Origin of the sequence: Paenibacillus allorhizosphaerae (genome assembly GCF_042659105.1) — a bacterium.
GTDB classification, from domain to species: domain Bacteria; phylum Bacillota; class Bacilli; order Paenibacillales; family NBRC-103111; genus Paenibacillus_G; species Paenibacillus_G allorhizosphaerae.
The window spans coordinates 43,724-50,076 of the sequence record NZ_JBHSRV010000026.1; the positions used below are offsets into that span (position 1 = coordinate 43,724).

Sequence of the window (6,353 nt, forward strand, 5' to 3'; positions counted from 1 at the left end):
TACTACTATAACAGAAAGTCTGAATTTTCGACATTCCATTCCAAATCTATCGTTGAGGTGAATATTGAAATGAGCAAGCCGTATGAAGTGGCGGTACAAGAAGCGAGCAAGCCGTATGAAGTGTCGGTTCAAGCGGTGAAGCCTTTGTCTGTACTGGCGACCGATGGTACTGTAGTGAATCCCGATGAAATGCCGAAGCTCACCGATGAGCAGTTGAAAGAATTAATGAGACGCATGGTGTTCACCCGTACATGGGACCAGCGCGCCGTCAACTTGACCCGTCAAGGCCGTCTCGGCTTCTTCGCACCGGTTTCCGGACAGGAAGCAACGATGGTGGGAAGCGAATTTGCGCTCAATAAAGACGATTTTATTTGCCCGGGTTACCGCGACATGCCGCAAATCGTGTGGCACGGTCTGCCGATGTACCAGGCGTTCCTATATTCCCGCGGACATCAGCATGGAGGCCAAATTCCTGCGGATGTGCACGTTCTTATGCCGCAGATCATTATCGGTGCGCAAATTTTACATGCGATGGGCGTTGCCATGGCGTTCAAGAAAAAAGGCGAGAAACGCGTAGCCATTACGTATACCGGCGACGGCGGCTCCTCCGAGGGCGATTTCTACGAAGGTCTGAACTTTGCCGGCGCGTTCAAGCTGCCTGCAATCTTCGTCGTGCAAAACAACGGCTACGCAATCACGACGCCGTTTTCGAAGCAAACCGCGGCGGAATCCGTTGCGCATAAAGCCGTTGCCGCAGGGATCAAAGGCGTGCAGGTCGACGGGATGGACGTTCTTGCCGTCGTCAAAGCCGTTCAGGACGCTGCCGAGCGCGGACGCAACGGCGAAGGGGCTACGCTGATCGAAGCGATTACGTACCGGTTCTTGCCGCACTCGATGTCCGGCGACGATCCGTCCAAATACCGTACGAAGGAAGAAACGGCTGAATGGGAGCAAAAGGATCCGCTGCATCGTTTCCGCGAATTCCTCACGAAGAAAGGCCTCTGGTCGGAAGCGGAAGAAGCGGCCGTCGTAGAGGACGCAAAAAACACGGTGGCTGATCAGATCAAGAAAGCGGAAGAAACGGAAAAAATGACGGTTCCCGGCTTGATCGACAGCATGTTCGAAACGACGCCGCATCATCTGGAAGAGCAAAAAGCGGATTACTTAGCGTAGAGGAAAAGGAGAGGAACAATCAGCCATGGCTCAAATGACTATGATACAAGCGATCAAGGACGCGATGCGCGTAGAGCTTCAGCGCGATCCTAACGTGGTAATATTCGGTGAAGACGTCGGTAAAGTAGGCGGGGTGTTCCGCGCGACGGAAGGGCTGCAAGGGGAGTTCGGCGAGGATCGCGTATTCGATACGCCGCTGGCCGAGTCCGCCATCGGCGGGATGGCTGTCGGGATGTCGACGCAAGGCTTCCGTCCGGTTATGGAAATCCAGTTTGTCGGTTTTATCTTTGAAGCGTTCGACCAAATCGCCGTACAGGCTGCGCGTCTGCGCTACCGCTCCGGCGGCCGCTACAATGCGCCGATCACCATCCGCACGCCGTTCGGCGGCGGGGTCAAAGCGGCTGAGCTGCATACGGACCCGCTCGAAGGGTTGATGGTGCAAACGCCGGGGATCAAGGTTGTCGTGCCTTCCAATCCTTATGATGCGAAAGGTCTTCTGATTTCGGCGATCCGCGACAACGATCCCGTCTTCTTCATGGAGCATCTGAACTTGTACCGTTCGTTCCGCGCGGAAGTGCCGGAAGGCGAATACACGGTGCCGATCGGCAAAGCAAACGTCGTGCGCGAAGGCTCCGACGCGACGATCATTACGTACGGCGCGATGGTTCATACTTCGCTCAAAGCGGCGGAAGAGATTGAAAAATCCCGCGGCGCGAAAGTGGAGGTTATCGACCTGCGCACCCTGATGCCGCTCGATATCGATACGATCGTCGAGTCGATCAAGAAAACGAACCGCGCGATTGTCGTGCAGGAAGCGCAAAAAACGTCGGGCATTGCAGCCGAAGTGATTGCGCAAATCAATGAGAAAGCGATTCTTCACCTGGAAGCGCCTGTGCTGCGCGTCACGCCTCCGGATACGGTGTATCCTTTTGCGCAGATCGAAGATCAATGGCTTCCGAATCCGGCCCGCATCGTAGCGGGATTAAATAAAGTATTGGACTTTTAATATAACGAAGCGAAGGAGGGTGAGAAGCAATGGCTACATTCGAATATCGATTCCCGGAATTGGGCGAAGGGATTCATGAAGGCGAAATCGTCAAGTGGCATGTGAAGCCGGGCGATACCGTGAATGATGAAACGATTTTGATGGACGTGCAAAACGATAAGTCGACCGTGGAAGTGCCGTCCCCGGTTGCAGGTAAAATCGTGGAGCTGAAAGTAGGTGAAGGTACCGTCTGTACGATCGGCGATGTGATCGCGGTCATGGAAGTGGAAGGCGAAGTGCCGCAGCAAGCGGGAGGCCACGGACATGACGCTGCAGCCGCTCCGGCTGCGCCGACAGCGCCAGCGGCGCCGGCCGCACCGGCACCGGCTGCAGCAGCCGCACCGGCGGCTCCAGCACCGGCAGCAGCCCCAGCCGCCGCGGCCAGCGGGCGGCTCGTACTGGCTACGCCGAGCGTGCGCAAGCTCGCGCGGGAGAAAGGCGTGAACATCGCGGACGTGCCTGCCACCGGCCGGAACGGCCGCGTGACACGCGAAGATGTTCTCGGCTTTGCCGCAGGCGGCGGCCAAGCGGCACCTGCCGCAGCACCAACGGCTGCAGCGGGAGCGGCAGCCGAAGCGAAGCCGGCAGCGGCTGTAAGCGCAGCTGCCGCGGCGGTCAGCGGCGAGCGCGTCGAAGAGCGCGTGCCGCTGAAGGGCATTCGCAAGGCGATCGCCAATGCGATGGTCAAGAGCGTCTACACGGCGCCGCACGTGACGCTGATGGACGAGGTCGACGTGTCGCTGCTCGTCAAGCTCCGCGAGAAGGCCAAGCCGGTCGCCGAGAAGAAAGGCGTCAAGCTGACTTACCTTCCGTTCATCGTGAAGGCGCTCGTGGCGGCGGCACGCCAATTCCCGGCGCTGAATGCGATGATCGACGAAGAGAAGCAGGAGATCGTGTACAAGAAGTACTACAACATCGGGATCGCGACGGATACGGATCAAGGGCTCATCGTTCCGGTCATCCAGGACGCGGACCGCAAAAATATTTGGACGATCGCTGAAGCGATCAAAGATTTGGCGACGCGCGGACGCGAAGGCAAGCTCGGCCCGAACGAAATGAAGGGCTCGACGCTGTCCATCACGAACATCGGCTCCGCGGGCGGCATGTTCTTCACTCCGGTTATCAACTTCCCGGAAGTGGCGATTCTCGGAACCGGCCGCATTACGGAGAAACCGGTGGTGAAAAACGGCGAGATCGTGATCGCCCCGGTTATGGCGCTTTCCTTAAGCTTCGACCATCGGGTTATCGATGGCGCAACGGGGCAAAACTTTATGAACTATATCAAGCAGCTGCTGGCCGATCCGGAACTGCTTGTCATGGAGGTGTAACCTGCTATGGTAGTTGGAGACGCATCGGTTGAAATTGACGTTCTCGTCATCGGCGCAGGTCCCGGCGGGTATGTGGCGGCCATTCGGGCCGCCCAGCTCGGCAGAAGCGTGCTCGTGGTCGACAAAGCGGAGCTCGGCGGCGTCTGTCTGAACCGCGGGTGTATTCCTTCCAAAGCTTTGATCTCCGCGGCACACCAATATGAAGTCGCGAAGCACGGCGAATCGATCGGCATCATGGCCGACAATGTAAAAGTCGATTTCTCCAAAGTGCAGGAATGGAAAAGCGGCATCGTCAAAAAGCAAACCGGCGGCGTCGGGATGCTGCTCAAAGGCAATAAGATTCAAGTGTTCAATGGCGAGGCGCTGTTCATCAACGAGCATGAAGCCCGCGTATTTAACGATAACGAAACAGCTCGCTACCGTTTCAACTATTGCATTATCGCCACCGGCTCCCGGCCGATCGAGCTCAAAGCGTTCCCGTTCGGCAAACGCATTCTGTCTTCGACGGAAGCGCTCAGCCTGTCCGAGCTTCCGAAAAGCATGGTCGTCATCGGCGGCGGCTACATCGGCATTGAGCTCGGCCAGACGTTCGCGAAGTTCGGGACGAAGGTGACCGTGCTGGAAGGGTCCGATTCGATTCTTCCGGGCTTCGAGAAAGAGCTGTCCCAGCTCGTGGCGCGCAATCTGAAAAAGTCCGAAGTCGAGATCGTAACCGAAGCGCTTGCGCAGGGCTGCGAACAAACGGATAACGAAGTGACCGTGACCTACACCGTCAAAGGCGAAGAGAAGAAAGTAACGGCAGACTATGTGCTTGTCACGGTCGGACGCCGCCCGAATACGGACGGCGATCTTTCCCTCGAGTTGGCAGGCGTGGAAGTCGGCGAACGCGGACTGATCAAGGTGAACGAAAAAGGCCAAACGAATGTGCCGCACATTTACGCGATCGGCGATATCGTACCGGGTCCGGCGCTCGCCCATAAAGCTTCCTACGAAGCGAAAGTGGCGGGTGAGTCGATCGCAGGCATGCCTAGCGTCGTCGATTACAAAGTGATTCCGGCCGTCGTGTTCTCCGATCCGGAAATCGCCGGCGTAGGCTTGAGCGAAACCGAAGCCAAGGCGAAAGGCATGAACGTGACCGTAGGCAAGTTCCCGTACGGCGCCAACGGACGCGCGCAGTCGATGAATGCGACAGATGGCTTCGTGAAGCTTGTGGCCGACAAAGACAGCGGCCTGCTGATCGGGGCGCAAGTGGTCGGTGCGGAAGCGTCGAACCTGATCGCGGAGCTGACGCTCGGCATCGAGATGGGCGCGACGCTCGAAGATATCGCGCTCACGATCCATGCGCATCCGACGCTTGGGGAAATTACGATGGACGCAGCCGAAGGCGCACTCGGCCATCCGATTCATCAATTAGGCAAATAAAAAAAGTGCTATAAAAAAGAGCCTGCGGAGCGTGGAAACCTTCAAGAAACATGAAGTTTTCCAGCGCCCGCAGGCTTTTTTTACTACCGGGCTCGATGCGGAAGCAGCCACTGCTTCCACACCGTCTACAAACAGTCGTATCCATATTTTTTTGCAACCAAGCGACTAGTATGTATGCTAGATGGCATGTTTCAGGTTATGCCGGGGAAATCGAAACGCAAATAGGGCACGACATCTGAATAGAGGTTTCGCCGAGTAGGGGTGGGCAGGCGGATCGGCTTTACAAAGTAATGAGTTTGGCATAAGATAATTGTATCGTTAGATAAAATTATGTTTCATTATATGAAACTAAGGCGGTGCTGAGCATGGATATCAAGAACAAAGTTCTTGAGCAATTCGGTAAAAACGCACAGGAATATGTGGAGAGTCCGATTCATTCTTCGCGTGACGATCTGGAGATTCTGGAAGCCTGGGTGAAGGCGGAGAAGCCCGCAGCTGCGCTCGATATTGCTACCGGCGGAGGACATGCGGCGAACACGGCAGCTCCGTGGGTGGGGCAAATGACGGCGCTTGACTTGACGCCCGAAATATTGAAGGCGGCGGAGACGTATATCGCCGGAAAAGGACATTCCAACGTTTCGTTCGTACTGGGGGATGCGGAATCGCTGCCGTTTGCTTCCGAAACTTTCGAGCTTGCCATGTGCCGCATCGCTGCGCATCATTTCCCGGACGTCGATGCTTTTCTGAATGAAGCGTTACGGGTGATCAAACCCGGCGGCTGCTTGCTGCTGCTCGATAATGTCGCTCCCGAAGCAGCTGCGCTCGATGAGCTTTATAACGATATCGAGAAAAGGCGCGATCCGAGCCATGCCCGAGCATGGAAAAAATCGGAGTGGATTCGAAAGGTAGAGACGGCAGGACTGGAGACAGAGCAGTTGCTTCAATTTCAGAAAACATTTCAGTTTGAATCCTGGTGCCAAAGAATGAAATTCGCCGGGGAGCCGAAAGAAGCGTTGGAAAGCTTGATGCTGGGGCAGCCATCGGATGTGCGTCGGGCTCTTGGAGTGCAAACCGAGGACGGGAAGCTCGTCCGTTTTCAAGGCAAGTACATGATGCTGCGGGCAAGGAAGCCGCAATAGTTTCATTTCATATAGGCAAACCATGTCCAGGGGCGCCCCAGGTACACAATCGTGAGTTTCCGGAGAAACACATGTAAGACATATGATACTAAACGATCAAAAGCAGCCGTATTGGCTGCTTCAGCCTGTTGAAAAACTTCAACAGGCTACTTTTATCTTTAATATCTTTATCAAATTACCGCGTTAATATGATATAATATAACTATACTGTAAAGGCGGTGGTCTTATGCTTCGTTCCAACCCGAA

5 protein-coding genes are annotated in these 6,353 nt (G+C 55.7%); all 5 read left to right on the forward strand.

Annotation, left to right across the window (positions count from 1 at the left end):
• The first annotated feature begins 69 nt into the window (after positions 1–69).
• The 5 genes from pdhA (at position 70) to ACFQI7_RS35580 (ending at position 6,107) form a co-directional block, all read left to right on the forward strand.
• A complete protein-coding gene (gene pdhA, locus ACFQI7_RS35560) occupies positions 70–1,173 on the forward strand; it encodes a pyruvate dehydrogenase (acetyl-transferring) E1 component subunit alpha (protein WP_218101980.1) in 1,104 nt (367 codons plus the stop codon).
• Between the two features lie 25 nt (positions 1,174–1,198).
• A complete protein-coding gene (locus ACFQI7_RS35565) occupies positions 1,199–2,179 on the forward strand; it encodes an alpha-ketoacid dehydrogenase subunit beta (RefSeq protein WP_218101979.1) in 981 nt (326 codons plus the stop codon).
• Positions 2,180–2,208: 29 nt separating this feature from the next.
• A complete protein-coding gene (locus ACFQI7_RS35570) occupies positions 2,209–3,546 on the forward strand; it encodes a dihydrolipoamide acetyltransferase family protein (protein ID WP_218101978.1) in 1,338 nt (445 codons plus the stop codon).
• A 6-nt stretch (positions 3,547–3,552) separates the two neighbouring features.
• On the forward strand, positions 3,553–4,968 hold the full coding sequence (gene lpdA, locus ACFQI7_RS35575) for a dihydrolipoyl dehydrogenase (protein ID WP_218101977.1): 1,416 nt from the start codon (positions 3,553–3,555) through the stop codon (positions 4,966–4,968).
• Positions 4,969–5,333: 365 nt separating this feature from the next.
• Positions 5,334–6,107: a class I SAM-dependent methyltransferase gene (locus ACFQI7_RS35580; RefSeq protein ID WP_218101976.1), complete on the forward strand. Its 774-nt coding sequence runs from the start codon at positions 5,334–5,336 to the stop codon at positions 6,105–6,107.
• Positions 6,108–6,353: the final 246 nt, after the last annotated feature.

Coding starts and splice junctions, on each gene's coding strand:
- pdhA (WP_218101980.1), top strand. CDS start 70: ATGAGCAAGCCGTATGAAGTGGCGGTACAAGAAGCGAGCAAGCCGTAT.
- lpdA (WP_218101977.1), top strand. CDS start 3,553: ATGGTAGTTGGAGACGCATCGGTTGAAATTGACGTTCTCGTCATCGGC.
- ACFQI7_RS35570 (WP_218101978.1), top strand. CDS start 2,209: ATGGCTACATTCGAATATCGATTCCCGGAATTGGGCGAAGGGATTCAT.
- ACFQI7_RS35565 (WP_218101979.1), top strand. CDS start 1,199: ATGGCTCAAATGACTATGATACAAGCGATCAAGGACGCGATGCGCGTA.
- ACFQI7_RS35580 (WP_218101976.1), top strand. CDS start 5,334: ATGGATATCAAGAACAAAGTTCTTGAGCAATTCGGTAAAAACGCACAG.